The sequence below is a fragment of the Streptomyces montanisoli genome, assembly GCF_017813245.1.
Classification (GTDB): Bacteria; Actinomycetota; Actinomycetes; order Streptomycetales; family Streptomycetaceae; genus Streptomyces; species Streptomyces montanisoli.
Genome location: NZ_JAGIQL010000083.1, coordinates 1 through 22,358, shown reverse-complemented (window position 1 = coordinate 22,358; position 22,358 = coordinate 1). Strand labels below are relative to the sequence as shown.

24 protein-coding genes and 2 pseudogenes are annotated in these 22,358 nt (G+C 73.4%); 4 read left to right on the top strand and 22 right to left on the bottom strand.

All coding sequences use genetic code 11. From position 1 onward, the window contains the following. Positions 1-408: 408 nt before the first annotated feature. The 12 genes and pseudogenes from JFN87_RS19785 to hisI form a co-directional block, all read right to left on the bottom strand. Positions 409-1,137 (bottom strand): VIT1/CCC1 transporter family protein, encoded by a 729-nt coding sequence (locus JFN87_RS19785; RefSeq protein ID WP_209341780.1) that lies wholly within the window; start codon positions 1,135-1,137, stop codon positions 409-411. A 478-nt stretch (positions 1,138-1,615) separates the two neighbouring features. Beyond that, the gene (lgt, locus tag JFN87_RS19780) at positions 1,616-2,608 is read right to left on the bottom strand and encodes a prolipoprotein diacylglyceryl transferase (protein ID WP_209341778.1); all 993 of its coding nucleotides are present in this window, start codon (positions 2,606-2,608) and stop codon (positions 1,616-1,618) included. 120 nt (positions 2,609-2,728) lie between these two features. Next, positions 2,729-3,547 carry a DsbA family protein gene (locus JFN87_RS19775; protein ID WP_209341776.1) on the bottom strand — a complete coding sequence of 273 codons (819 nt, stop codon included), beginning with the start codon at positions 3,545-3,547 and terminating at the stop codon, positions 2,729-2,731. Between the two features lie 146 nt (positions 3,548-3,693). Beyond that, positions 3,694-4,524 carry a tryptophan synthase subunit alpha gene (trpA, locus tag JFN87_RS19770; protein WP_209341775.1) on the bottom strand — a complete coding sequence of 277 codons (831 nt, stop codon included), beginning with the start codon at positions 4,522-4,524 and terminating at the stop codon, positions 3,694-3,696. Between the two features lie 110 nt (positions 4,525-4,634). Next, positions 4,635-5,924 (bottom strand): annotated as a pseudogene (trpB, locus tag JFN87_RS19765) (tryptophan synthase subunit beta); the annotation flags it as partial. Positions 5,925-5,980: 56 nt separating this feature from the next. Further along, positions 5,981-6,220, bottom strand: coding sequence for a tryptophan biosynthesis modulator TrpM (gene trpM, locus JFN87_RS33725; protein WP_245180498.1), 240 nt, complete (start codon positions 6,218-6,220; stop codon positions 5,981-5,983). Between the two features lie 9 nt (positions 6,221-6,229). After that, positions 6,230-7,039: an indole-3-glycerol phosphate synthase TrpC gene (gene trpC, locus JFN87_RS19760; RefSeq protein WP_209341774.1), complete on the bottom strand. Its 810-nt coding sequence runs from the start codon at positions 7,037-7,039 to the stop codon at positions 6,230-6,232. A 189-nt stretch (positions 7,040-7,228) separates the two neighbouring features. Beyond that, a complete protein-coding gene (locus JFN87_RS19755) occupies positions 7,229-7,642 on the bottom strand; it encodes a DUF2752 domain-containing protein (protein ID WP_307865520.1) in 414 nt (137 codons plus the stop codon). A 117-nt stretch (positions 7,643-7,759) separates the two neighbouring features. Then, positions 7,760-8,074 (bottom strand): HGxxPAAW family protein, encoded by a 315-nt coding sequence (locus JFN87_RS19750; RefSeq protein WP_245180495.1) that lies wholly within the window; start codon positions 8,072-8,074, stop codon positions 7,760-7,762. Between the two features lie 203 nt (positions 8,075-8,277). Continuing rightward, on the bottom strand, positions 8,278-8,937 hold the full coding sequence (locus tag JFN87_RS19745; protein ID WP_209341772.1) for a TIGR02234 family membrane protein: 660 nt from the start codon (positions 8,935-8,937) through the stop codon (positions 8,278-8,280). A 34-nt stretch (positions 8,938-8,971) separates the two neighbouring features. Further along, positions 8,972-10,534, bottom strand: a complete 1,563-nt coding sequence (locus JFN87_RS19740; RefSeq protein WP_209341771.1) for an anthranilate synthase component I — start codon at positions 10,532-10,534, stop codon at positions 8,972-8,974. Positions 10,535-10,545: 11 nt separating this feature from the next. Next, positions 10,546-10,917 (bottom strand): phosphoribosyl-AMP cyclohydrolase, encoded by a 372-nt coding sequence (hisI, locus tag JFN87_RS19735; protein WP_209341770.1) that lies wholly within the window; start codon positions 10,915-10,917, stop codon positions 10,546-10,548. Between the two features lie 84 nt (positions 10,918-11,001). Between hisI and JFN87_RS19730 the strand changes: the two genes are divergently transcribed. After that, positions 11,002-11,634 (top strand): TIGR03085 family metal-binding protein, encoded by a 633-nt coding sequence (locus tag JFN87_RS19730; RefSeq protein ID WP_209341769.1) that lies wholly within the window; start codon positions 11,002-11,004, stop codon positions 11,632-11,634. An 89-nt stretch (positions 11,635-11,723) separates the two neighbouring features. Here the strand turns inward: JFN87_RS19730 and JFN87_RS19725 are convergent. From JFN87_RS19725 to hisD, 10 genes and pseudogenes are all read right to left on the bottom strand, one after another. Continuing rightward, a pseudogene (locus JFN87_RS19725) lies at positions 11,724-13,036 on the bottom strand (MFS transporter). Then, positions 13,033-13,623, bottom strand: a complete 591-nt coding sequence (locus tag JFN87_RS19720) for an ArsR/SmtB family transcription factor (protein WP_209341767.1) — start codon at positions 13,621-13,623, stop codon at positions 13,033-13,035. Before JFN87_RS19720 ends, JFN87_RS19725 begins: the two are co-directional and overlap by 4 nt. Before the next feature lie 122 nt (positions 13,624-13,745). Next, entirely contained in the window at positions 13,746-14,501 is a 756-nt protein-coding gene (hisF, locus tag JFN87_RS19715) for an imidazole glycerol phosphate synthase subunit HisF (RefSeq protein WP_209341766.1), read from the bottom strand. After that, on the bottom strand, positions 14,498-14,923 hold the full coding sequence (locus JFN87_RS19710) for a Rid family hydrolase (RefSeq protein WP_209341763.1): 426 nt from the start codon (positions 14,921-14,923) through the stop codon (positions 14,498-14,500). The genes hisF and JFN87_RS19710 overlap by 4 nt, the downstream gene beginning before the upstream one ends. Next, entirely contained in the window at positions 14,920-15,675 is a 756-nt protein-coding gene (gene priA, locus JFN87_RS19705; RefSeq protein WP_209341762.1) for a bifunctional 1-(5-phosphoribosyl)-5-((5-phosphoribosylamino)methylideneamino)imidazole-4-carboxamide isomerase/phosphoribosylanthranilate isomerase PriA, read from the bottom strand. The genes JFN87_RS19710 and priA overlap by 4 nt, the downstream gene beginning before the upstream one ends. Beyond that, positions 15,675-16,310 carry an imidazole glycerol phosphate synthase subunit HisH gene (gene hisH / locus JFN87_RS19700; RefSeq protein ID WP_209341761.1) on the bottom strand — a complete coding sequence of 212 codons (636 nt, stop codon included), beginning with the start codon at positions 16,308-16,310 and terminating at the stop codon, positions 15,675-15,677. Before hisH ends, priA begins: the two co-directional genes overlap by 1 nt. Next, a complete protein-coding gene (locus tag JFN87_RS19695) occupies positions 16,307-16,474 on the bottom strand; it encodes a CG2302 family histidine operon protein (RefSeq protein ID WP_209341760.1) in 168 nt (55 codons plus the stop codon). Before JFN87_RS19695 ends, hisH begins: the two co-directional genes overlap by 4 nt. 1 nt (position 16,475) lies before the next feature. Beyond that, positions 16,476-17,069, bottom strand: coding sequence for an imidazoleglycerol-phosphate dehydratase HisB (gene hisB, locus JFN87_RS19690; protein WP_209341759.1), 594 nt, complete (start codon positions 17,067-17,069; stop codon positions 16,476-16,478). Then, complete coding sequence (locus tag JFN87_RS19685; RefSeq protein ID WP_209341789.1) at positions 17,066-18,163, bottom strand: histidinol-phosphate transaminase; 1,098 nt, start codon at positions 18,161-18,163, stop codon at positions 17,066-17,068. The genes hisB and JFN87_RS19685 overlap by 4 nt, the downstream gene beginning before the upstream one ends. A 38-nt stretch (positions 18,164-18,201) precedes the next feature. Then, positions 18,202-19,533 (bottom strand): histidinol dehydrogenase, encoded by a 1,332-nt coding sequence (hisD, locus tag JFN87_RS19680; RefSeq protein ID WP_209341757.1) that lies wholly within the window; start codon positions 19,531-19,533, stop codon positions 18,202-18,204. Between the two features lie 249 nt (positions 19,534-19,782). Here hisD and JFN87_RS19675 point away from each other — a divergent pair, with 249 nt between their 5' ends. The 3 genes from JFN87_RS19675 to ybaK are packed head-to-tail and all read left to right on the top strand — an operon-like array spanning position 19,783 to position 22,076. Then, positions 19,783-20,805, top strand: a complete 1,023-nt coding sequence (locus JFN87_RS19675) for a hypothetical protein (RefSeq protein WP_209341755.1) — start codon at positions 19,783-19,785, stop codon at positions 20,803-20,805. An 11-nt stretch (positions 20,806-20,816) separates the two neighbouring features. Beyond that, positions 20,817-21,557: an LON peptidase substrate-binding domain-containing protein gene (locus tag JFN87_RS19670; protein ID WP_209341754.1), complete on the top strand. Its 741-nt coding sequence runs from the start codon at positions 20,817-20,819 to the stop codon at positions 21,555-21,557. Positions 21,558-21,578: 21 nt separating this feature from the next. Continuing rightward, positions 21,579-22,076, top strand: coding sequence for a Cys-tRNA(Pro) deacylase (gene ybaK / locus JFN87_RS19665; RefSeq protein ID WP_209341753.1), 498 nt, complete (start codon positions 21,579-21,581; stop codon positions 22,074-22,076). The last annotated feature ends 282 nt before the right edge of the window (positions 22,077-22,358 follow it).

Genomic DNA, 22,358 nt, shown 5'->3' with positions numbered 1-22,358 from the left:
CGGGGCATATGCGTGTGCCGAGGGACGACGTTGGCCCTCCGGAGAAATTTCGTGCAGGTTACATGATGGGGTTCTGCCCAGAAAGCGGAAGATTCCATCCAGCATGCGGACAGCTAGGGGCATCCTCGCGAGGTTTCCGAAGGTGACGGTTTCCTGGCGGCGGACACGGGGTGTGCCGGACAGTACGGCGCCTGTCCGGGGGCGCGGGCTTCGTTGCCCGCGGCGCTAACGGGTCATGCCCCGCTATCGCGGGGTCGAAACCGCCGTGTAACAGGTATGTACGACGGGCCACGCCAGTGTCGCATCCTGGCGCCGTACGCGCGCAGGGACGTGCGTCACAGCAGGTGGCACGGGGTGCCGCCGGGCGGCGCCGGGCGCGCGCTGATGGGCGCGCTGCCGGATGCCGTCCTACAGCGAGGCGCCCAGCAGGCTGCCGAGGCCGTAGGTGATCGCCGCCGCGATGCCGCCCAGGGCGAGCTGCCGCACGCCGCTGAACCACCAGCTGCGCGCCGTCACGCGTGCCACCAGCGCGCCGCAGGCGAACAGCCCCGCGAGGGCCAGCAGCACCGCAGGCCACAGCGAGGTGGCGCCGAGCAGGAACGGCAGGACGGGCAGCAGCGCGCCGACGGCGAACGACCCGAACGACGAGACCGCGGCGACCGTCGGCGACGGCAGGTCGTCGGGGTCGATGCCCAGCTCCTCGCGCGCGTGGATCTCCAGTGCCTGCTCGGGGTCGGCGGACAGCTGAGCGGCCACCTGGTGCGCGAGGGCCGGCTCGACGCCGCGCGAGACGTAGAGCGCGGCGAGTTCGTCCAGCTCGTCGGCCGGGTTCTTGCGCAGCTCGGCCCGCTCGACGGCCAGCTCCGCCTCGACCAGCTCCCGCTGGGAGGCGACGGACGTGTACTCGCCGGCGGCCATCGAGAAGGCACCGGCCGCGAGGCCGGCGAGGCCGGTGATGACGACGGCGTGCGACGACACGTCGCCGCCCGCGACACCCGTCATCAGCGCCAGGTTGGAGACGAGGCCGTCCATCGCCCCGAACACGGCGGGCCGCAGCCAGCCGCCCGTCACGTCCCGGTGGGTGTGGTTGTCGCGGTGCGCGTCGTGCAGCGTCGCGTTCGCCTCGAAGACGGCCATGACGTTTTTCCCCTTCCCATGGGCGGGCAGCCCGGTTCCGTACGGAGCCTGTGGGCCCCTCCCACGCTCGAAAGTACGCACGGAATCGGATCGCCGCCAGCAAGGAAGGCCTGACTTACCGCAGGTCAAAGGGGCCCTTGCCGGACACGGCCCGGGCCCGCACGCGGCTTCGGGCGCGGTCGGCCCCCCGGCCGCAGGCCATAGCGGGATCGGCCCGCAGGCGGACACGCCACAGTGGCCGGGACGGCAGGGCCCGCACCCGGCGCGGCCCACACCGCCCGTGCGCCTGACAGCGCCGGGCGCGCGCACGTGCTGAGCGAGGGACACGGCCCGCACTGGCAGGCGGGGCCGCTCAGTCGGGGGTCGGACCGCGCGGCGGGGCCGGTAGGCGGCCCGGGGTGCCATGGGTGCGGGCGGTGGGATGCCGGACGGGGCCCGGAGTACGGGGCCCGCGCCCGGCGGCGGGCGGGCGGTGCCGTCAGAGCTTTTTGGCCGCCTGCGCCTCGGTGTCCCGAGCGTCGCCCGCGGCGTGCTCGGCCGGGGGTTTCGGGGCCGCTTCCTCAGCGTCCTGCTTCTGCTCCGAGCCCGGCTCGGAGACGGAGCCCGGCTCGGCGTCCGCGGAATCGGCGTCGCCGGCCGCGCCGGCCCCGGCGGCCGCGGCCGGTTCGACGATCGTTTCGCGGCCCGGCCGCAGCCGCGCCGACAGCACGATGTAGAGCACCGCCAGGGTGAACATGATCATGACGGTCCACAGGTTCAGCCGCAGGCCGAGGATGTGGTTCGCGGTGTCCACGCGCAGGTACTCCGTGCCGCCGCGTCCCACGCAGTACAGCGCCACGTAGAGGGCGAACGCCCGGCCGTGTCCGAGTTGCCACCTGCGGTCGGCCCAGACCACCAGCGCCGCCACGATCAGGCACCAGATCGACTCGTACAGGAACGTCGGGTGGTAGTAGCCGGGCGTGCCGCCGCCCGACGGGTGCGTGATGTGCAGGGCCCACGGCAGGTGGGTCTCCTTGCCGTACAGCTCCTGGTTGAACCAGTTGCCCCAGCGGCCGATGGCCTGCGCGATCGCCACCGCGGGCGCCAGGGCGTCCACCCAGGCCGTGAGCGGGATGCCGCGCCGTCTGCAGCCGATCCACGCGCCCACCGCGCCGAGCGCGACGGCGCCCCAGATCCCGAGCCCGCCCTCCCAGACCTTGAAGGCGTTGACCCAGTCCTCGCCCTTCTCGAAGTAGAGCTCGGGGTCCGTCACCACGTGGTACAGACGCCCGCCCACCAGGCCGAACGGCACCGCCCAGATCGCGATGTCGGCGACCGTGCCAGACCTGCCGCCGCGGGCGACCCAGCGCTTGTTGCCGTACCAGACGGCCACGAAGACGCCGATGATGATGCAGAACGCGTAGCCGCGCAGCGGAATGGGGCCGAGGTGGACCACTCCGGTCGACGGGCTGGGAATGTAGGCAAGTTCCATGGCAGGTCCGACGCTACCCTGCCGGGCCCCGCACCCGGCGACCCGCCCGGCAACGTCTGGGTAACGGGGCCCCCATTTTCCGGGCATCCGCGGCCCCGCGAGGGGTCGGCGGCGGCTGGCTCACGAGCCCGTCGCCGCCTTGCCGGGCTGCTTGCCCTTGTTGGCCTCGGCGACCCACTTCCTCAGGTTGGCCGGGGTGATGTTCTCGTCGCCCTTCTTCGGGAAGACGGACTTCCCGTTCAGCAGCACCGTCGGCGTGCCGGTGAAGCCGCCCGTGGTGAACGCCTTCGCCGACTTGCCGACCCACGCGTCGTGGTCGCCGTCGTCGACGCAGGCCTTGAACCGCTGCGTGGACAGCCCGTCGACCTTGCCCGCGATGTCGAGCAGCCTGCTGTTCTTGCCGAAGGCGTCGGAGGTCTCCTCCGGCTGGTTCTCGTACAGCGCGTCGTGGTACGCGGGGAACTTCCCGGCGTCCTGCGCGCACGCCGCCGCGTTCGCCGCACGTACCGAGCCCGTGCCGCCCATGTTGCCGTCGATGATGGTCGCGAGGTGGTACTCGACCTTCATCTGCCCGCTCTTCTCCAGCTGGTGGAACGTGTCGCGGAAGACGTTCTCGAACTGGCCGCAGATCGGGCAGCGGAAGTCCTCCCACACCGTGAGCGTGGCGGGCGCGTCCGCCGCGCCCACGCGGATCGCGAGGCCGTCCTTGCCGCCCGCGCCCGTGGGCGCGCTGACGGGGCCCGCGGCGCCCTTCGCGGGCTTGTCCTTGCCCGCGCCGGCCGCGACCACGCCGATGCCGGCCGCCACGGCGAGCACGGCGACCGCCGCGCCCGCCACGACGAAGCCGCGCTTGCGCTTCTCCCGCGACTTCTCCGCCGCGCGTTCCTGCTGGAGCCGCTCTCGGGCGCTCCTGGTTGCCTCACGTGTCTTCTCACTCACGCCCTCAGCAACGAACCGGGGAGGCGCGTGCGCACCTCCCCGGTCCCAGGTCCACCCGTACGTGTGAGGTCACCGCCGCGGGAGGCGAACAACGGGTTCGAACGCCCAAGCAGGTGCCGTGGCGTTCGAACCCGCTGGGCGGACGGTCAGCCCGCCGGCGTGCGCGCCGACGCCCGCACGCCCTGCGCGAGGTCGCCCGCCAGCTCCCGTACGCCCGCGACCCCGGCGGCCGCGTCCGGCGCGTCGAGCACGCGCTTGACGAAGGCGCTGCCGACGATGACGCCGTCGGCGAACGAGGCGACCTCCGCGGCCTGCGCCGCGTTGGAGACGCCGAGCCCCACGCAGACCGGCAGGCCGCTGGTGGCGCGGGTGCGGGCCACCAGCTTCTCGGCCTGCCTCCCGACGGATTCGCGGGTGCCGGTGACGCCCATCAGGGAGGCCGCGTACACGAAGCCGCTGCCGGCCGCGGTGATCTCGGCGAGGCGCGCGTCCGCGCTGCTCGGCGCGACCACGAAGACGGTGGCGAGGTCGTGCTCGGACGCGTGCTCGCGCCACACCGCGGACTCCTGGACCGGCAGGTCGGGCAGGATGCAGCCGGCGCCGCCCGCGTCCGCGAGCTCCGCGGCGAAGCGCGCGGGGCCGTAGCGGTCGATGGGGTTCCAGTACGTCATCACCAGCACCGGCTTGCCGGTGGCGGCGTGCGCCTCGCGCACCGTGCGCAGCACGTCGGCGATCCTGACGCCGCCGCGCAGGGCGATGTCGTCGGCGGTCTGGATGACGGGGCCGTCCATGACGGGATCGCTGTAGGGCAGGCCGACCTCGACGATGTCGGCCCCGCCGTCGAAGATCGCGCCGATGGCCTCGATGCCGCCGTCCACGGTGGGGAAGCCGGCCGGGTAGTAGGCGATGAGCGCGGCCCGGTCCTCGGCCCGCGCGGCGGCGAGCGCGTCGGTCAGCAGCTGGATGTTCCCGCTCACTTCGCGGCCCCCTCGTTCGCCGTGCCGTGCCGCCCGTCGCGGCCGTGCTCGCCCTCGCGGCCGCCCTGACCGTCCTGACCGTCCTGGCCGCCCTGGCCGCTCTGGCCGTCCTGGATCGTCGCGCCCGAGGTGTCGTCGGGTTCGACGGCCGCGTCCGCCTCGTAGAGGCCGAAATAGCGCGCGGCGGTGTCCATGTCCTTGTCGCCGCGCCCGGAGAGGTTGACAACGATCAGGCCGTCCTCGCCGAGCTCACGGCCGACGGTGAGGGCCCCGGCGAGTGCGTGCGCGCTCTCGATGGCCGGGATGATGCCCTCGGTGCGCGACAGCAGCCGGAGGGCCTGCATGGCCTCGTCGTCGGTGATGGCGAGGTACTCGCCGCGCCCACTGTCCTTGAGGTACGAGTGCTCGGGGCCGATGCCCGGGTAGTCGAGCCCCGCGGAGATCGAGTAGGGCTCGGTGATCTGGCCCTCGTCGTCCTGGAGCACGTAGCTGCGCGAGCCGTGCAGGATGCCGGGCTCGCCCACGGTCAGCGTGGCGGCGTGCTCGCCGCTCGGCACGCCGTGTCCCGCGGCCTCGCAGCCGATCAGGCGGACGGCGCCGTCCGGGATGAACGCGTGGAACAGGCCGATCGCGTTGGACCCGCCGCCGACACAGGCCACGGCCGCGTCGGGCAGCCTGCCGGCCTTCTCAAGGATCTGCCGCCTGGCCTCGACGCCGATCACGCGGTGGAAGTCGCGGACCATCGCGGGGAACGGGTGCGGGCCCGCGACCGTGCCGAACAGGTAGTGCGTGGTGTCGACGCTGGCGACCCAGTCCCGGAACGCCTCGTTGATCGCGTCCTTGAGGGTGCGGCTGCCGGACTTCACGGCGATGACCTCGGCGCCCAGCATCCGCATGCGGGCGACGTTGAGCGCCTGGCGCTCGGTGTCGATCTCGCCCATGTAGATGACGCATTCGAGGCCGAACAGGGCGCAGGCGGTGGCCGTGGCCACACCGTGCTGGCCCGCTCCGGTCTCGGCGACGACGCGCGTCTTGCCCATGCGCCGGGTGAGCAGCGCCTGGCCCAGCACGTTGTTGATCTTGTGCGAGCCGGTGTGGTTGAGGTCCTCGCGCTTGAGGAAGACGCGCGCGCCGCCGGCGTGCGCGGCGAAGCGCTCCACTTCGGTCAGCGGGCTGGGGCGGCCGGTGTAGTCGGCCATGAGCCGGTCGAGTTCGGCGGCGAAGGACGGGTCGGACTTCGCCTTGCCGTACTCGGCGGCGACCTCGTCCACCGCGGCGACGAGCGCCTCGGGGATGAACTTGCCGCCGAAGGCGCCGAAGTACCCCTCGGCGCTGGGAATCTTCCCGTCGGGGTCCGGCAGGAAGAACGCAGAAGGCTCTGCGGAAGGTTTCGTGGACAACGGAGTAACTCCTCGGAAGTCACGGCCCGGTCCACGACGGAGGGTGGAACGGGCCGTTACAGACGGACAGCACCGTATGCGCGCACGGCGTCCTGGTGCGGCGCGCGCGGCCGCGTCCGCCATCGCATTCCGTTGACCTGTCCCGGCTCGTCCCCGATGACGTACCGCACGCGCCGCCCGTGCACCCTGCGCGCGGGCGCGCGGCAGCCGCGCGGCCGGCAACCGCGCGCCAGGGGCGCGTGCTGTGCCGGGGCGGCGGCGTCGGCCGCGAGGGTGGCGGGGCGGGAGGCGGGCATGGCGTGCGGTCAGTCCCTCCCGTGCCGCAGCGCGGGGTGGGCGCCCGCGGCGACGAGGTCGGCCACGGCGGCCTTCGGGTCGCGCCCGGTGACGAGCGACTCGCCGACGAGCACGGCGTCGGCGCCGGCGTTCGCGTAGGCGATCAGGTCGTGCGGGCCGCGCACGCCGGACTCGGCGACCTTGACGATGCCGGCCGGGATCTCCGGGGCGACGCGCTCGAAGGTGGAGCGGTCCACCTTGAGTGTCTTCAGGTTGCGCGCGTTGACGCCGATGACGCGGGCGCCCGCGTCGACCGCGCGCTCCGCCTCGTCCTCGTCGTGCACCTCGACCAGCGGGGTGAGGCCGATGGACTGGGCGCGCTCGATCAGCGACACCAGCGCGGGCTGTTCGAGCGCGGCGACGATCAGGAGCACCACGTCGGCGCCGTGCGCGCGCGCCTCCCACAGCTGGTAGGAGGTGACGACGAAGTCCTTGCGCAGCACGGGGATGTCGACCTTGGCGCGTACGGCCTCCAGGTCGGCGAGCGATCCGCCGAACCTGCGCTGCTCGGTGAGCACGGAGATGACGGCCGCGCCGCCGCTCTCGTAGTCGGCGGCCAGGGCCGCGGGGTCGGCGATCGCCGCGAGGGCGCCCTTGGACGGGCTGGACCGCTTGACCTCGCAGATCACGCTGACGCCGTCGCCGCCGAGCGCGGCCGCGCCGTCCTTCGCCTGCGGGGCGCGCGCCGCGCGCTCCTTCAGCTCGTCGAGGCCGACGCGCGCCTGGCGCTCCGCGAGGTCGGCGCGCACGCCTTCGATGATCTCGTCGAGCACACTCACGCGAGAGGCCCCCTTTCCGGGAGGTGATGCGACATGGTTCCAGGATCCGGCCGCCTCGATGCTAGCCGTTAGAGGCGGAAGGCCCCTCATCACGGGTGTCGGCGGCGCGTGCGCCCCGCGCGCTCAGGGCGTGCTCGGGGCGCGCTCAGGGCGTGCTCGGGGCGCGCTCAGGGCGTGCTCGGGGCGCGCTCAGGGCGCCATGAACCCGCCGAACGGCAGGTTGCGCACCACGGTGAAGGCCGCCGCGGCCACCCCGATGGCCCACCACCACTTGGGGGCGAGCCGTACGGCCGTCGGCAGGCCCTTGCGCGCGCGGAGCACCCAGTACACCCAGAAGACCGCGAAGGCGGCGAAGCCGACCACGGCGAGCGCGTTGTCGTGCAGCGCCGTGCCGAGCTTTCCCGAGGCGACGGCGTGGGCGCAGCGCAGGCCGCCGCAGCCCGGGCAGTAGATGCCGGTGAACCCGTAGAGCGGGCAGACGGGGTAGTGCCCCGGGTGGTTGGGGTCGACCAGCGCCACGAGTGTGAAGGCCGCTCCCACCCCGGCGAGCGCGCCGACGGGCGCGAGCAGCCGTCTGCCCGGCCCTACCGCCATTCGTGTCATGGGCACTGCCATGGCTCTCACCCCGTCGTTCGTCACCGGCTCGGCACGGCCGCGCACGGCGGCCGGGGTCATGCGGTGCACCCGCGCGCCCACGCGGGCGGCCGGGCGCGCGGGCCGTCAGGCCTTCGCGTGCTGCTCCGCCTTGCCGGCGGCGGCGCGTGCGGTGTCGTGCTGTCCCGCGTTCATGGCGATCTGCGCGCGTCCGGCCTCTTCACGCGCCCGGATCATCTCGTCGGACTCCTTCGGCATGCCGAGGCCCATGTACTTCATGATCACGCCGACGACGCCGCCGAGGAGCACGACGCCCATGCTGACCCAGAAGCCGACCGGGTTGTCCGCCACCATCAGGCCTCCACCGGCGCAGAAGCCGATGAAGGAGATGATGACACCGGTCCAGGCCGCCGGCGTGTGTCCGTGGCTGCTGCCCGCCATGAGTTGCTCCTCGTTGCTGTGGCGCTGTGTAGTGGGCGCTTGGTGTGCTGTGTCGCTGGTCGTGCCGGGTGTCCGGGCGCGTGTGCCGTCGGGTCCCGTGCTCACCGCACATTCTCCCGCATGCACGGCGGGTGACGCGCGGGGGGTCCGCTCGCGGGCGGACGGGCCGGAGCGGCCGCCGCGGACGGGGCCCGGGCGGCCGCTCAGCCGCCGGTGGGGTCCTCGCCGCGGTCGAGCGCCTTCCACAGGTCCTCGGGCCTGTCCGGGTCGACGACCGGCTTGCGGCGGGCCGCCGCCTTGACGCCGGCGGGGCCGGTGCCGCGCTCGTAGCGGCCCGACATGGCGGGCCACCACCTGCCGTACCGCAGGGCGAGCAGCCCAGCGAGCAGGATGAGCACGCCCGCGCCCGCGGTGACGTACGGCCACGCGGTGTGGCTGAGGGCGTGCACGGTCGCGGAGGCGTCGCCCGTGGTCTGCGCGGCCTTCGCGTCGAGCGCCGTGCTGCCGGAGCCGCCGAGCACCGCGGAGACGGCGGCGCCCGCGCCGCTCAGCGCGAGGATCAGGGACACCACCAGGCGTCCCGAGCGGCGCACGGCGAACACCGCGACCAGCGCGGCGAGCCCGACCACCGCGAGCGCGGCCGGCACGCCGGTGACGTCGCGGCCGTCCGCCGTCACGGGGACGGCTCCGCCGCCGACGGCGGCCGCCCCCCTGGCCCAGGTCTGGCCGGAGGCGATGAGCGCCACCGCGGCGCCCGCGGCGCCGAGGAGCAGGGCTGCTGCGAGGCTGCGGCGGCCGCTCGTGGCGCCGTTCGCGCGTCGCTGGTCGTGGGTGCCCTCTCTGGGGGCGGGTAGCGCTGTCACGCCTCCCACTATCCCTTACAGGTTTCGGCGCGACTCAGTCGGTGGGCGTGTGCGCGGGGGCCGGCCTGCTCGCGGGGGCCGGCCTGCCGGCGGGGGCCAGCCTGTTCGCGGTGTGGACGGCGCGCAGCACGGCCGCGGCCTTGTTGCGGCACTCGGCGTCCTCGGCGACGGGGTCGGAATCGGCGACGATGCCCGCGCCCGCCTGCACGTACGCGGTGCCGTCGCGCAGCAGGGCCGTACGGATGGCGATGGCGGTGTCGGAGTCGCCCGCGAAGTCGAGGTAGCCCACGCAGCCGCCGTACACCCCGCGCCTGCTGGGCTCCAGCTCGTCGATGATCTGCAGGGCGCGCGGCTTGGGGGCGCCGGAGAGCGTTCCGGCGGGGAAGCAGGCGGTGAGCACGTCGAACGCGGTGCGGGTGGGCGCGACGGTGCCGGTGACCGTCGAGACGATATGCATGACGTGCGAGTACCGCTCGACGGACATGAAGTCGACGACCTCGACGCTGCCGGGCTCGCAGACCCGGCCGAGGTCGTTGCGTCCGAGGTCGACGAGCATCAGGTGCTCGGCGCGCTCCTTGGGGTCGGCGAGGAGTTCGTCGCCGAGCTCCTGGTCCTCGCGGGGCGTGGCGCCGCGCGGCCGGGTCCCGGCGATGGGGTGCAGCAGGGCGCGTCCGTCCTCGACCTTGACGAGGGCCTCCGGGGACGAGCCGACGACGTCGAAGGCGACCTCGCCGTCGTCGCCGGGGAACCGGAAGAGGTACATGTACGGGCTGGGGTTGGTGGTGCGCAGGACGCGGTAGACGTCGAGGGCGCTCGCGGTGCACGGCGTCTCGAACCGCTGCGAGGGCACGACCTGGAACGCCTCGCCCGCCCTGATGCGCTCCTTGATGTCCTCGACGGCGGCCATGAAGTCGGCGCCGCCCCAGCGCGCGGTGTACTCGGGCAGCTCGGAGGCGGGCAGCTCGGTGGGCACGGTGTCGGCCGGACGTGCCAGGTCGGCGGCCATGGCGTCGAGGCGTGCCACCGCGTCGTGGTAGGCCTCGTCGACGCCGGTGTCGAGGTCGTTGTGGTTGATCGCGTTGGCGATCAGCAGGACGGTGCCCGTCTGGTGGTCGAGGACGGCGAGGTCCGAGGTGAGCAGCATGGTCAGCTCGGGCAGGCGCAGGTCGTCGCGTGCGTGGTCGCCGGTCTTCTTCTCCAGGCGGCGCACGATGTCGAAGCCGAGGTGGCCGACCATGCCGCCGGTGAAGGGCGGCAGCCCGAGGCCCGCGGTCAGGTCGCGTGGCGTGTGCAGGGCTTCGAGGGTGGCGCGCAGCGCGTCGAGCGGGTCGCCGCCTGTGGGCACGCCGACGGGCGGGGTGCCGAGCCAGTGTGCGGCGCCCGCGCGCTCGGTGAGCGCGGCGGCCGAGCGCACGCCGACGAAGGAGTAGCGGGACCAGGAGCCCTGCTCGGCGGACTCCAGCAGGAAGGTGCCGGGCCGCTCGGCGGCGAGCTTGCGGTAGAGGCCGACGGGCGTGTCGCCGTCCGCGAGCAGGCGCCTGCTGACGGGGATGACGCGGCGGTCCACCGCCAGCTTGCGGAAGGTCTCGAGATCCATGGCGGCTGACCCTACTCGGCAGCGGACCCGGGCCCGGCCCCGAGCGGCAGCTCGCCGGCGTCGAAGCAGGTGCGGTCGCCGGTGTGGCAGGCGGCGCCCACCTGGTCGACCTTGACGAGCACGGTGTCGCCGTCGCAGTCGAGGGCGACGGACTTGACGTGCTGGGCGTGGCCCGAGGTGTCGCCCTTGACCCAGTACTCCTGGCGGCTGCGCGAGAAGTAGGTGCAGCGTCCGGTGGTGAGGGTGCGGTGCAGCGCCTCGTCGTCCATCCAGCCGAGCATGAGCACCTCGCCGGTGTCGTACTGCTGGGCGATGGCGGGGAAGAGGCCGGCGGCGTCGCGCTTGAGGCGTGCGGCGACGTCGGGGGCGAGCGAGCTGGTCATGCCCCCATTCTGCCGCGCATCCGGGCGTGCCCGGTCCGCATGTCCACTGGGCGGACGCGGAGGGATCGCCGTACGCTTGCCGTCATGTCGACCCATGCCAAGCGTGAACGACTTCTGCTCGCCGATCTGTTGGAGGCGGCGGGCCCCGAGGCCCCTACCCTGTGCGAGGGCTGGCTCACCCGCGACCTCGCGGCGCACGTGGTGGTGCGCGAGCGCCGCCCCGACGCGGCGGGCGGCACGCTGATCCCCGCGCTGCGCACCAGGCTGGAGCGGGTGAAGTCGGAGTACCTGGGCAAGCCGTACGAGGAGCTGCTCCAGCTGATCCGCACGGGCCCGCCGAAGATGTCCCCGTTCGGCCTGAAGCAGTTCGACGAGGCGGCGAACACGACGGAGTTCTACATCCACGCGGAGGACGTGCGCCGCGCCCAGCCCGACTGGACGGCCCGCGAGCTCGACGCGGTGTTCGCGGACTCGCTGTGGTCGCGCCTGGAGAAAACGGCACGCCTGATGGGCCGCAAGTCCCCGGTCGGCCTGGTCCTGCGCCGCCCGGACGGCCGCACGGCCGTCGCCCACCGCGGCACGCCCGTCGTCACGGTGACGGGCGAGCCGGGCGAGCTGACGCTCTTCCTCTCGGGCCGCCAGTCGTCCGCGGACGTGTCGCTGGAGGGCGACAAGGACGCGGTGGCCAAGGCGCAGGACGCGAAGCTCGGCATCTGAGCGCACCCGCCTCGCGGCGGTCAGCGCACGGGGTAGGCGTCCGCCTGCGCGCCCCGGTCGACCAGGCCGGATCGGTTCGGCCTCTCAGGTCATGCGCCACTGAGCGAGGCGCGGCGCAGTGCGGGCACGCTCAGCGCGACCACCCCGGCCGCGGCGCACAGCGCTGCGCCGGCGAGGTAGACGGGGGCTGTGCCCCAGGCGGCGACGACGGCGCCGGTCACCGGGTAATTGAGCGGCGCGATGCCCAGCGTGAAGAGGGTCGTCACCGAGCTGACCCGGCCGAGGTGGCCGGGTCCCGCGTGGGTCTGGGCGAGTGCGCCGAGCAGCGCGCCACCGAGCCCGGCCAGCAGCCCGACAGCCAGCGCCGCGAGCACGGCGAGTCCCACGGTCGGCGCTGCGCCGAGGGCCGCGAGGGCGGCCGCGCCCGTCACGATCCCCAGTCCCATGACGAGTCCGGCGCGAGGTATGCGGCCACGCCACACGAGCAGCAGGGACACGGCTCCCGCACGAGCCCGAAGGCCGACACGAGCCAGCCCATGGCGTCGGCGCCCCAGCCGCGCTCACGCACGAGCAGTGTCAGGCCCAGATTCAGGGGGCCGGAGAAGCCCAGTTCGGTCAGCGCGACGATCAGTACCAGCGGGGCGAGGACGCGGTTTTCGCGGATGTGGCGCAGGCCGTCCGCGAGGTCGCGCAGCGGGCTGCTCCGTTCCTGGGGCGGGCCCGCGTCATCGGCCCCGTCGGACGGTACGGGTCCGATGCGGACGGCCAACAGGGTGATGAACGAGCCGCCGAACAGGACGCCGGCGGCCGCGAACGCGGCTCCTGAGCCACCGAGTGCGACGAGGAGGCCGCCAAAGGGCGCTCCCGCCACGTTGGCGAATCGTGCGGCCAGGCCGCGCATGCCCTGGACACGAGCGAGTTGGCTCCGTCCGGTGATGCGCGGGGGTAACGCCCCGACCGCGGGCAGGAACAGTGCGTCAACGGTTCCGAAGACAACGGCCACCAGGACGAGAAGCCAGACGGCCGGCGCGGTCAGCAGCAGGAAGGCGGCAACCGCGACGATGACCAGGCAACGCGCCGCGTCGCTTGCGAGGACGAGGCGGCGGGGGCCGATGCGGTCGGCGAGCACTCCCCCGCCGAGCATCAGTATCGCGCGCGGCACGGCGCCCACGGCGAGCACGATCCCCGCCTGCCCGGTGCTGCCGCCTCGCGTCGCGGCCCAGGACAGGGCCAGGAAGTACACGCTGTCGCCGACGGTGGAGGCCGTGTAGGCCCCGAGCCAGCGCAGGACGTTCGGGTCTCGGTGTGCGGGGCGGCCCGCGGCTCCACCTGCGAGTGCGGCCCCGGCTGCCTCGCGGACGGGCGTGGTGGCGGTACGCGCGTCCTCCCGGCGTCCGCTCATCGCGTGCGGAAGGGGAACGCGTACAGGTGCAGTGCGACGTCCTCACGCCCGGCGGTGTCCCCTGCTTCCTGGGCGGCGACCGCATCGCGTTTGTAGCGTCGCACCATGGCGTGCATCTCCTCGGAGAGCCTGGCCAGTTCGTCCGCGGTGAGCGGGGCGAGTGACTCCGTGCTGAAGGCGGCTGCCCGCCACTCGGCCGGCCAGCTCGCGGCAGAGTCGAGGTAGCTGCGGAAAAGCGACGACCGCTCCTCGAACGCCATGCGGCCGACTGCGGCGTGTACGGCGGCCTTCTCGGGGGCGTCGCTGAAGTCCTCCTCACGGAAGCTGAGCCCCTCCGCGACCGGCTGCCACCAGCGTTCCCTGCCGTCGCCCCCGCGACGCTCAGCCTCCTCGATCAGGCCGTGCTCGGCGAGCTTGCGCAGGTGGTAGCTGACCAGCGAGACCGCTTCGTCGACCTGGTCGGCCAGCTGCGTCACGGTGGCGGTACGGGACACGGACAGTGCGCGGTAGAGCTTCATGCGCAGAGGGTGGGCGAACGCTTTGAGGGTGCCGAGGTCGGTGACCCTGCGGGTCTCGTTCTGTGTCATGGCAACACGCTAGGTAGGAAAGAAAACTTGCACAATATTATTTGCGCAACTTTCCTTTCCTATTTGGGCACAAGAACGCCCGTGCCGGGCAGGCCGACACGGGCGTCTTCGCCACAGCCGGGTCAGCGCACGGGGTGGCCCGCCTCGTGCAGGGTTTTTTTGACCTGGCCGATGCGCAGGTCGCCGAAGTGGAAGACCGACGCCGCGAGGACCGCGTCCGCGCCCGCGGCGACGGCTGGGGCGAAGTGGCCGAGCGCTCCCGCGCCGCCCGAGGCGATGACGGGGATCGAGACGCGTGCGCGCACGGCCGCGATCATCTCCGTGTCGTAGCCGTCCTTGGTGCCGTCCGCGTCCATGGAGTTGAGCAGGATCTCCCCCGCGCCGAGTGCGGCGGCGCGCTCCGCCCACTCGACCGCGTCGATGCCGGTGCCGCGCCGGCCGCCGTGCGTCGTGACCTCGAAGGTGCCGGACGGCGTGCGGCGCGCGTCGACGGACAGGACGAGGACCTGGCGGCCGAACCGCTCGGCGATCTCGCGGATCAGTTCGGGGCGCGCGATGGCCGCCGTGTTGACGCCGACCTTGTCGGCGCCCGCGCGCAGCAGCCGGTCCACGTCGTCCGGGGTGCGGACGCCGCCGCCGACCGTCAGCGGGATGAAGACCTGCTCGGCGGTGCGCCGCACGACGTCGTAGGTCGTCTCCCGGTCGCCGGACGACGCGGTGATGTCGAGGAACGTCAGCTCGTCGGCGCCCTCCGCGTCGTACAGCTTCGCCATCTCGACGGGGTCGCCCGCGTCGCGCAGGTTCTGGAAGTTGACGCCCTTGACGACCCGGCCCGCGTCCACGTCGAGGCAGGGGATCACGCGTACCGCGACGCTCACCGCGCGGCTCCCGCGGGGGCTCGGTACGCCTCGACCTCGACCTCGACGACGAGGCTGGGGTCGATGAACCCGGCGACGACGATCATCGAGGAGGCGGGCCGCACCGCGTGGAACAACTCGCGGTGCGCGCGGCCCACGTCGTCCGCGTCACGCGAGTGGGTGATGTACATGCGGGTGCGCACGACGTCGGCCGTGTCGAGGTCGAGTTCGCGCAGGGCGCTGATCGCGACGCCGAACGCCGCCTTGGTCTGCTCGTAGGGGCTGCTGTCCACGATGCGTCCGTCCACCACGGACGTGCACCCGGCGACGAGCACGAGCCCGTTGGGGAGCTGGACGGCGCGGGAGTAGCCGTAGGAGTCCTCCCAGGGGCCGTCCGTGGACAGCCTCCTCGTGCCGCCGGCCGTTTCGGAGATCTCCGTCATCGGTTCACCACCGCTAGCGCCTCCTGGAGCGTGAATGACTTCGCGTAGAGCGCCTTCCCGACGATGGCGCCTTCGACGCCCTCCGGGACGAGTTCGCCGATCGCGCGCAGGTCGTCGAGCGAGGAGACGCCGCCCGACGCGACGACCGGCCTGTCCGTGGCGGCGCACACGTTCTTGAGGAGGTCGAGGTTGGGGCCCTTCAGTGTGCCGTCCTTGGCGATGTCCGTGACGACGTAGCGTGCGCAGCCCTCGGAGTCGAGGCGCGCCAGCGTCTCGTAGAGGTCGCCGCCGTCGCGCGTCCAGCCGCGCCCGCGCAGGGTCGTGCCGCGTACGTCGAGTCCGACGGCGACGCGGTCGCCGTGCCGGGCGATGACGTCCGCGACCCACTCGGGGTTCTCCAGCGCGGCGGTGCCGAGGTTGACGCGCGTGCAGCCGGTGGCGAGCGCGGCGGCGAGCGTGTCGTCGTCGCGGATGCCGCCGGACAGTTCGACCTTGATGTCCATGGTGGCGGTGACCTCGCCGAGCAGGGCCCGGTTGTCGCCGGTGCCGAACGCGGCGTCGAGGTCGACGAGGTGCAGCCACTCGGCGCCCGCCGACTGCCAGGCGAGCGCGGCCTGCAGCGGGGAGCCGTACGAGGTCTCGGTGCCCGACTCGCCGTGCACGAGGCGCACGGCCTGTCCGTCGCGTACGTCCACGGCGGGCAGGAGCTCCAGCGGGGAGGAGTGCGGGGAAGAGGGCGAGGAGGGCGGCATCAGAGGGTTCCGATCCAGTTGGTGAGCAGCTGGGCTCCGGCGTCGCCGGACTTCTCGGGGTGGAACTGGGTGGCCCACAGGGCGCCGTTCTCGACGGCGGCGACGAACGGCTCGCCGTGCGTCGCCCACGTGACCTTGGGGGGCCTGATGCGGGGGTTGGTCACTTCGAGGCCCCAGTGGTGGACGGCGTAGGAGTGCACGAAGTAGAAGCGCGCGTCGGCGTCGAGCCCGGCGAACAGCTCGCTGCCGGCGGGCGCGCGTACGGTGTTCCACCCCATGTGCGGGACGACGTCGGCCTTGAGCGGCTCGACCGTGCCCGGCCACTCGTCGAGGCCCTCGGCGCTGACGCCGTGCTCGATGCCGCGCTCGAAGAGGATCTGCATGCCGACGCAGATGCCGAGCACCGGGCGGCCGCCCGCGAGCCTGCGGCCGACGATCCAGTTGCCGCGTGCCGCGTTCAGGCCCGCCATGCAGGCGGAGAACGCGCCGACGCCCGGCACGAGCAGGCCGTCGGCGTTCATGGCGCGGTCGAAGTCGCGGGTGATCTCCACCTCGGCCCCGGCGCGCGCGACGGCGCGCTCGGCGGAGCGCACGTTGCCGAACCCGTAGTCGAAGACCACGACGTTCCTGGTCATGTCCACAGCCCTTGGATGCGCAGTATCCCGGCGGCCAGGCAGAACGCGGAGGAGATACCGAGCAGCACGATCACGCCGACGGGCAGCTTCTGCTTCGCGAAGGAGTAGACGCCGCCGGCGAGGAACAGCCCGACCAGGATGAGGATGGTGTTGAGGCCGGTCATCTCAGAGGGCGCCCTTCGTGGAGGGCAGGATCCCCACCGCGCGCGGGTCGCGCTCGGACGCGTACCTCAGTGCCCTGGCGAGCGCCTTGAACTGGCACTCCACGATGTGGTGCGCGTTGCGCCCGTACGGCACGTGGACGTGCAGCGCGACGCGTGCCTGCGCGACGAACGACTCCAGGATGTGGCGCGTCATGGTGGTGTCGTACGAGCCGATCATCGGCGCCATGTTCTCGGGCTCGGTGTGCACGAGGTAGGGGCGGCCCGACAGGTCGACCGTCACCTGCGCGAGGGACTCGTCGAGCGGGACGGTGCAGTTGCCGAAGCGGTAGACGCCCACCTTGTCGCCGAGCGCCTGGCGGAACGCCGCGCCGAGGGCGAGCGCGGTGTCCTCGATGGTGTGGTGGGAGTCGATGTGGAGGTCGCCCTCGGTCTTGACCGTGAGGTCGAACAGGCCGTGCCTGCCGAGCTGGTCGAGCATGTGGTCGAAGAATCCGACTCCTGTGCCCACCTCGACGCGCCCGGTGCCGTCGAGGTCGATCTCCACGACGACGGACGTCTCCTTCGTACTGCGTTCGACCCGTCCGATGCGGCTCATGCGCCCTGCTCCTTCTTGAGATCGCGTACCGCGTCGAGGAACGCGTCGTTCTCCGCCGGGGTTCCCGCGGTGACCCGCAGCCTGCCCGGCACGCCGTTGTTCCGGACGATGACGCCGCGGTCGAGGATGTGCTGCCACGCGGCCTGCGGGTCCTCGAAGAGGCCGAACTGGACGAAGTTCGCGTCGGAGTCCGTGACCTCGAATCCGAGTGCCCTCAATTCCTCGACCAGGCGGTCCCGCTCGGTCTTCAGCTGCTCGACGTACCCGAGCAGGGTATCGGTGTGCTCCAGGGCCGCGAGGGCGGTGGCCTGCGTGACGGCGGAGAGGTGGTACGGCAGGCGTACGAGCTGCACGGCGTCCACCACGGCCGGGTCGGCCGCGAGGTAGCCGAGGCGCAGCCCGGCCGCGCCGAACGCCTTGGACATGGTGCGCGAGACGACGAGGTTCGGCCGTCCTTCGAGCAGCGGCAGCAGCGAGGGGCGGTGGCTGAACTCGGTGTACGCCTCGTCCACCACGAACAGCGAGGGGCGGGCGCGCTGCGCCGCCTCGTACAGCGCGACGACGGTCTCCGCGTCGACGGCCGACCCCGTCGGGTTGTTGGGGGTGGTGACGAACACGACATGCGGGCGGTGCGCGGCGATCGCGTCGACGGCCGCGTCGAGGTCGATGGTGAAGTCCTCGTGGCGCGGTCCCGAGATCCAGCCGGTGCTCGTGCCGCGGGCGATGAGGCTGTGCATCGAGTAGGACGGCTCGAAGCCGATGGCGGTGCGGCCGGGGCCGCCGAAGGCCTGGAGGAGCTGCTGGAGCACCTCGTTGGAGCCGTTCGCCGCCCAGACGTTCGCCGCGGTCAGGGGGTGGTGCCCGGTGCGCGTGAGGTAGGCGGCGAGCGCGGTGCGCAGCTCGACGGCGTCGCGGTCGGGGTAGCGGTTGAGGCCGCGGGCGGCCTCGCGCACCCGCTGCGCGATGCGGTCGACGAGGGGCTCGGGCAGCGGGTACGGGCTCTCGTTGACGTTGAGCTGGACGGGCACGTCGGGGTGCGGGGCGCCGTACGGCGACTTGCCGCGCAGCTCGTCGCGCAGCGGCAGGTCGTCCATGCGTACGGCGTCCGCGGCGGGGCTCACTTCTCGTGCGGTCACTTCTGGGGCACCTTCCACCCGAACCTGGCCTTGAGCGCCGCGCCGTGCGCGGGCAGGTCCTCCGCCTCCGCGAGCGTCACCACGTGGTGGGCGACCTCCGCGAGGGCGTCGCGCGTGTAGTCCACGACGTGGATGCCGCGCAGGAAGGACTGGACGGAGAGACCCGACGAGTGGCAGGCGCAGCCCCCGGTCGGCAGGACGTGGTTGGACCCGGCCGCGTAGTCCCCGAGGGAGACCGGCGCGTACGGGCCGACGAAGATCGCGCCCGCGTTGCGCACGCGCGCGGCGACGGCCGCGGCGTCCGCGGTCTGGATCTCCAGGTGCTCGGCGGCGTACGCGTCGACCACACGGACGCCGTCGTCCAGACAGGAGACGAGGACGATCGCCGACTGGCGGCCCGCCAGGGCGGGCCTGATCCGCTCCTCGGCGTGCTTGCTGGCTTCGACCTGCGGCGCGAGCTCGCGCTCCACGGCGTCGGCGAGCTCGGCGGAGTCGGTGACGAGGACGGCGGCGGCCATCGGGTCGTGCTCGGCCTGGCTGATCAGGTCGGCCGCGACGTGCACCGGGTCGGCGCCGGCGTCGGCGAGCACGGCGATCTCGGTGGGACCGGCCTCGGCGTCGATGCCGATGACGCCCTTCAGCAGCCGCTTGGCGGCGGCCACGTAGATGTTGCCCGGCCCCGTGACGAGGTCGACGGAGCGGCAGCCGTCCGGGCCGGGGACGCCGTAGGCGAACATGGCGACGGCCTGGGCGCCGCCGGCCGCGTACACCTCGTCCACGCCGAGCAGCGCGCAGGCGGCGAGGATCGTCGGGTGCGGCAGGCCGCCGAACGCGGCCTGGGCGGGCGAGGCCACGGCGATGCCGTCGACGCCGGCCTCCTGCGCCGGGACGACGTTCATCACGACGGACGACGGGTACACCGACAGGCCGCCCGGCACGTAGAGGCCGACGCGCCCGACGGGCACCCACCGCTCGGTGACGGTGCCGCCGGGTACGACCTGGGTCGTGGTGTCGGTGCGCCGCTGGTCGCGGTGGACGAGCCTGGCGCGGCGGATCGACTCCTCGAGGGCGGCGCGGACCGCCGGGTCGAGCTCGTCGAGCGAGCGGTGCAGTGCCTCGGCGGGCACCCGGAGGGACGCGGGCCTGCCGTCGCCGAACTTCTCGCCCCACGAGAGGACCGCCTCGGCGCCGCGATGGCGGACGTCCTCGCAGATGGGCCGCACCTTCTCCAGGGCGGCTTCCACGTCGAACTCGGCTCGGGGCAGCAGGGCACGCAGTGCTCCGCCCTCGGGGAGGGTGTCACCGCGCAGGTCGATTCGTGAGATCACGGGTCCAATTCTCGCAGACCGGAACGGGCGGCCGGTCGCCCGTATCAATGGGTGATATGGGACGCGCGCGCGGTGACGGTGGGACGCGCGCGCGGTGACGGCAGGGCGGGCCGGCGACGCACGGTGACCGCCGGTCACGCTTTCTTTGCCGCGTCTTGACGCGGGTCGGTACAACCCTCGTACACCTCCCCGTCCCGGTACGAAAACTTCACAATCACCCCCTGGCGCGTCCGCGACCTGCGGTTTTGAATGGTCTGCACCATGTCTCTGCTTCGGGCTCTGATCAGCACAGCGCGTATGGTCAGGCACACTCCGCGGCTCGCGGCCGGGCTGCCGCCCGACGACGACGTCCTCCTCGACGCCCCGGACGAGCGGCTCGCGCCCGCGCTCGTCTCGGCGGCACTCGGCGAGTACGAGGACGCCGCCAAGCTCCTCGCGACCACACGCGAGGGCGCCGAGTGGGAGAGCCGCGACCGCTACGTGATGAGGCTCGCCGCCTTCGCGCACCGCCGGGACGGCTGGCTCACCGACTGGCTGCGCGCCGCGCCGCGCGACCCCGACGCGCTCGTCGTGAAGGCCGAACTCGCCGTGCGCAGGGGGTGGGAGTCGCCCGCGCGCTCCGAACGGCTGCGGGACGCGGGGCCGCTGGTCGACGCGGCCGCCGGGGGCGACCCGCGCGACCCGGTGCCGTGGCGGATCGCGCTGGACCACGCGCGCGGCACGCACGCCACGCACAAGGCCTTCGAGACCCTGTGGGCACAGGCCGTGCGGCGCAGCCCGCACCACTACGGCTGCCACGTGGCCGCGCTGCTCTACCTGTCGGCGCAGTGGTACGGCTCGCACCGCGAGTGCCGGGACTTCGCCGAGGACGCTGCCCGCGAGGCGCTGCCCGGGTCGCTCGTCAGGACGCTGCCCGTGCGCGCCGCCTTCCAGCAGCTGCTCGACCGGACGCCGTCGCCGGTGCAGGGGGACGCGGCCGACCGGGCGGCGGACCTCGCGATCGGGGTGTCGGCGCGGTACGCGGCGGGCGATCCGTGGCCCGCCGAGGTGCGCAACCTCCTCGCGTACGTCCTCGTGCGGCGGGGCAGGTGGGCGGACGCGCTGGAGCAGTTCAGGCTGATCGGGCCGTGCGCGACCTCGTTCCCGTGGTCGCGCGTGAGCGGCGATCCGCTGCGCGAGTTCCTGGAGACGAGGGACGAAGTGCGCTTCCAGGTGGCCTCTGCCACGCCTTTGTGCCGCAGACCTGGCCGGTGCGGGGCCGGGGACCATTAGGCTTGATGGTCGTGACCACGGCAAGCCTCCCTCTGTTCCCATTGAACGCGGTGCTCTTCCCCGGCCTCGTGCTGCCGCTCAACGTCTTCGAGGAGCGTTACCGCGCGATGATGCGGGAGCTGCTCAAGAACGACGACCCCGACGCACGGCGCTTCGTCGTCGTGGCGATCCGCGACGGGCACGAGGTCGCGGTGACCGCGCCCGGCATGCCCGACCCGACGTCCGTGCCGGAGCGCGGGCCCTCCGCGGGGTTCGGCGAAGCCCCGCTCGACTCCTTCCACCAGGTCGGCTGCGTCGCGGACGCGGCGACGATCAGGGAGCGCCCCGACGGGAGCTTCGAGGTGGTCGCGACGGGCACGACGCGCGTCAAGCTGCTGTCCGTCGACGCCTCGGGGCCCTACCTGACGGCGCGCGTCGAGGAGCTGCCCGAGGTGGGCGGCGAGGGCGCGGAGGCGCTCGCCGAGGGCGTCCTGCGGGCGTTTCGCACCTACCAGCAGCGGCTGGCGGGCGCGAGCGAGCGGTCGCTGCCCGACAACGAGGAGCTGCCGGGTGAGCCGCCCGTCGTGTCGTACCTCGTCGCGGCGGCGGCGATGCTGGACGTGCCGGCGAAGCAGCAGCTCCTGGAGGCGACGGACACCGCGTCACGGCTGCGCCAGGAACTCAAGCTGCTGCGGGCGGAGACGGCCGTGATCAGGAAGCTGCCGTCGCTGCCCGCGACGGACCTGACGACGGCCCCGACGAACCTGAACTGACGGAAACCGGCGGACCGGCGGATGGCCAAGAAGCAGCGGAGGACCGCGAGCGGCACGCCCGCGACGACGGCGCTCACGGCGGCGGGCGCGCCGTTCACCCTGCACGCGTACGACCACGACCCGGCGGCCCCGAGCTTCGGCGAGGAGGCGGCGCAGGCGCTCGGCGTGGAGCCCGGACGGGTCTTCAAGACGCTGGTGGCCGAGGTGGACGGGCAGCTCACGGTCGCGGTGGTGCCGGTGACGGGGCAGCTCGACCTGAAGGCGCTGGCGTCGGCGGTGGGCGGCAAGCGCGCGGTGATGGCCGACCCGGCGGCGGCGGAGCGCACGACGGGATACGTCAGGGGCGGCATCTCTCCACTGGGCCAGCGCCGCGCCCTGCGCACGGTGCTGGACGCGTCGTCGTCGCCGCACGCCACGATCTACGTCTCGGCGGGCCGCAGGGGCCTGGAGGTCGAGCTGTCGCCCGAGGTCCTGACGAACCTCACCTCGGCGACGTTGGCCCCGCTCGCCCGGCCGTAGGCCGGCGGGGGCCCGAAGCCCCCGCGCGCACCGGCTGCCCCGGAGGCCCGCCGGAGCGGCGCGCCGCAGGACGCAGGTCCGCCGTGCACGGGGCCAGTGGCACGGCGCGCGAAGTCGGCAGCAGCCGACCCGCCCGCGCGGGTCCTGCACGCGACCAGCGGGCCCGGACCGGGCAGCCGAGGCCGTCGCCCCCTCGGACGCGGGTCCTGCACGGCCGCGAGCGGCGGCCCCGCAGGGCGCAGGCCCCGGTACGGGACCACCACGCGCCGGTCGCCCGGGCGG